This is a genomic window from Clostridium sp. (genome assembly GCF_051654825.1).
GTDB lineage: Bacteria > Bacillota > Clostridia > Clostridiales > Clostridiaceae > Clostridium.
Genome location: NZ_JBOFYU010000106.1, coordinates 1 through 3,371, shown reverse-complemented (window position 1 = coordinate 3,371; position 3,371 = coordinate 1). Strand labels below are relative to the sequence as shown.

Genomic DNA, 3,371 nt, shown 5'->3' with positions numbered 1-3,371 from the left:
AAAATATAAGCTTCTACACTAAAAAAGATGATGATTTAATACTTGACGAACAGATTGCACACTTCTTTTTAGATGTGCCAGTAGCTATTTATGAAAATAACAACAATCGTTACGGTGACTTTGAAAAGGTAAAAGATTTAATAGATGCTTACGACAAAACTCAATCTGATAGTGCTAATGATTTTGAAATGTTTACTCATGCTTACTTAGTTGTAAGTGGATATTTGATAGATGAACAAGACGCTAACAATATAGAGAATCAGAATGTTATAAACTTCCAAAGCGGAGACGGTAAAGCAGAATATTTAATCAAGAATATACAAGATAGTGCCTTAGAAAACTATAAGAATAGGCTAGATAATGACATTCACAAGCATTCTAAGATACCTAACTTATCTGACAAGGAATTTAGTAGCAATAGTAGCGGTGTAAGCCTTAAATATAAGCTTATGGGACTTGAAAATGTTACTGGAATTAAAGAAGCTAAGTTTAGAAAAGGTTTAATGAGAAGAATAGAGTTAATGTGTAACATATTAAAGATTAAGACTAATCAAGATATGGCTTATACTGATATTCAACCTATATTTACAAGGAATAAGCCGTTTAATGACGTTGAATTAGCCGATACTATGCAAAAGTTAACGGGCATATTGTCTGATGAAACTATATTAGCTATGTCGCCTTATGTTGATGATGTGCAAGCGGAGATGGAACGTAAAATAAACGAACAAAATCAAGCTTATCAAGATAATTATTCGTCTTTAGAAGGTGAGATAGTTGAGTAAAAACAATATAGATTACTGGAAAAAAAGAGAGGAATATAAGCTAAAAAAAGGATTAAAAGAAGTAAATAAGATTGAAAAAGAAATAGTTAAGATTTATAAATCTGCTATGGATGATATACATAAAGAAATACTTAGCTTCTACAATAAATACGCTACAGATAACAATTTAGAGTACAAAGAAGCTTGTAAGCTACTTAGAGGTAGCGAGTATAAACAATTTAGAATGGATTTAAAGGATTATATAGCATTAATTGACAATGAGGATATTTTACTCGAATTGAATACATTATCTAAAAAGGCTTCTATTTCGCGTCTCGAAGATTTATTATACCAATGTAGTAAATACATCAATGGAGTATATACAACGTCTGAGAAGAGGCTTCAAATGTGTTACAGTGGCACTGTGAAAGACAACTTCTACCAATCAATGTATGATATTCATAAATCAATAGGGGTTGGTGCTTCTTTTAGTCATTTAGATAACAAGATGATTGAAGATATTCTTAGGTACCCTTGGAGTGGTAAGAATTTTAGTCAAGCGTTATGGGATAACCGTGCTAAGTTAAATCAAGAATTGAAAGTTACTCTTACTAAAGGAATTATACAGGGTAAAAGTATTAAGGATATGGCTAAAGACTTAAATAAGTCAATGGATACTAATTTGTATTACTGTAAAAGAATAGTACATACGGAACACGCTTATTTTATGGAACAAGCTTCTAAATTAGCATATAAAGAAACTGGAATAGAACAATATCAGTATTTAGCAACGCTTGATTCTCGTACTAGTAAAGCGTGTCAAAGTTTAGATTTGAAAATATTTAAAACGCAGGAGGCTTTGGTGGGTGTTAATTACCCACCTCTGTGACCTACATCCAAATTGTAGAAGTTCAACCTTGCCTTACTTTGATGATGATGAAATAACAACTCGATTTGCTAGAGATATGAATGGTAAGCCTATAGAAGTTGATTCAAATATGACTTACGAAATGTGGGCGAAAAAGTTCAAAGTTAAGTAGTCCCTAAAAAATCATATACAAAAGTTATATACATTATATACGACTAGTAATTGCAATGGTTTGAGGGGTGTTTTTTAGCTATTTTTTTTAAATGAAAAAAGTCAAATTATATACATCCTGTAATTAAGTGATTTCAATGCTTTCAGATATATAATATATATATAATATTATAATTGTATATAATGTATATAATATAATTCTCTGACTATAGCCTTTTTACGTGAGGTGGATTTTATACTATTAAATATATATAAATAGTATAGTTTATCGAAAAAGCTATATACATTATATACATTATATGACAACTTCAAAATGCATGGGTGAACATATTGGAAATGCTACATAGTTTTGTATATAATTAAATTTTGAAATTAGTAACATTCATTGCCTTTAGGCAATACATTATATACACATGGTATTAGAATAAAATATTTGTATAGGATTGTGTATAAATATTATTGATTTTCGCATAAAGTAGATTTACAATATATACATGAATTTGAAGCGAGGTGTATATATGAATTTATTAGAGAAAATCGAATATTTAGAGGACAGTATAGAGTCAATGGAACTTGAAATAATTAAAAAAAAGAGAGTGCTTAGGGAATTGTTAAATGGTGCTAATAGTCATTGCCTTAAATTAGTATCAATTAATGATAGAGTTACCGACAGTAAGAATGTTGCAAGTAAGTTTTTAAATGTTTTGCATGATAGAATGTATGAAGATGTGAATGTTAAGGTTGATGTAGATACAAATAGTATTTATGTTAAAATGAATGATTTTGTTTCAAGTAATTTTGGAAACTTGAAAGCTAAATCTGTAATATCTAATCTTAAAAGCATAGGAATTGTAAACGGTGAACATAAAGAATATTATATAAGCACTAGAATTAATGGTAAAAGCGTGAAGTGTATTAAAATGGATTTAAATAGAGTTATGTATTTTGTAGAGGAGCAATAAGCTTCTCTTTTTTTATGGGGTTTTACTTGTTACCCCTTAAAGAAACATGGTTTATAAACTATATTTCAAGTTCGACGGAACTAAAACGGTAGGAGATTTGAAAAATGGATACAACAACAAACGTTAACGTGAATGAAGATGTAGTAGTAGAAGGTGGAGCTACTCCTACAAATGATAATGTAGTACAAGAGGAAAAAACTTTTACTCAAGAAGATTTAGATAAGATATTAGCTAAAAAATTTGCACAATGGGAACGTAAGGCGGAACAAAGGGCAAACGATAAGGCCAAAGAGGTCGAAGAAGCTGAAAAACTAAAGCGTATGAGTGAAACGGAAAGACAACAAGCAGAAATGAAGAAGCAACTTGAAGAATATAACAAGATGAAGTCTGAAATGGCTAGAGAAAAGTTATCTAATCAAGTTGTAAAGGAATTAGCTTCTAGGAATTTACCTTGCGAATACTCAGAATATGTAATGGTAGAGGGAGATGCAGAAGCTACAATGGAAAGATTATCTACATTTGCAGAAAAGTACAATGCGGATATACAGAAAGAAGTAGATAGGCTAGTCAATGAGAGATTAAGAGGTAAAGCACCTGCTACGTCTA

At 30.2% G+C, this 3,371-nt stretch carries 5 protein-coding genes; all 5 read left to right on the top strand.

Annotated elements, in window-relative coordinates; translation table 11 throughout:
- On the top strand, nt 1–785 hold a 785-nt coding region (locus ACRDBA_RS06480; RefSeq protein ID WP_438572116.1), incomplete at its 5' end, for a phage portal protein.
- The gene (locus ACRDBA_RS06475) at nt 778–1,653 is read left to right on the top strand and encodes a minor capsid protein (RefSeq protein WP_438572115.1); all 876 of its coding nucleotides are present in this window, start codon (nt 778–780) and stop codon (nt 1,651–1,653) included. The genes ACRDBA_RS06480 and ACRDBA_RS06475, both read left to right, overlap by 8 nt.
- Nucleotides 1,631–1,804 carry a hypothetical protein gene (locus ACRDBA_RS06470; protein WP_438572114.1) on the top strand — a complete coding sequence of 58 codons (174 nt, stop codon included), beginning with the start codon at nt 1,631–1,633 and terminating at the stop codon, nt 1,802–1,804. Before ACRDBA_RS06475 ends, ACRDBA_RS06470 begins: the two co-directional genes overlap by 23 nt.
- 517 nt (nt 1,805–2,321) lie before the next feature.
- The gene (locus ACRDBA_RS06465; RefSeq protein WP_438572113.1) at nt 2,322–2,765 is read left to right on the top strand and encodes a hypothetical protein; all 444 of its coding nucleotides are present in this window, start codon (nt 2,322–2,324) and stop codon (nt 2,763–2,765) included.
- 104 nt (nt 2,766–2,869) lie between these two features.
- A partial coding sequence (locus ACRDBA_RS06460) for a DUF4355 domain-containing protein (RefSeq protein WP_438572112.1) occupies nt 2,870–3,371 on the top strand: 502 nt, incomplete at its 3' end.

Excerpts from the sequence above, each read along its gene's own strand:
- ACRDBA_RS06465 (WP_438572113.1), top strand. The coding sequence starts at position 2,322 with ATGAATTTATTAGAGAAAATCGAATATTTAGAGGACAGTATAGAGTCA.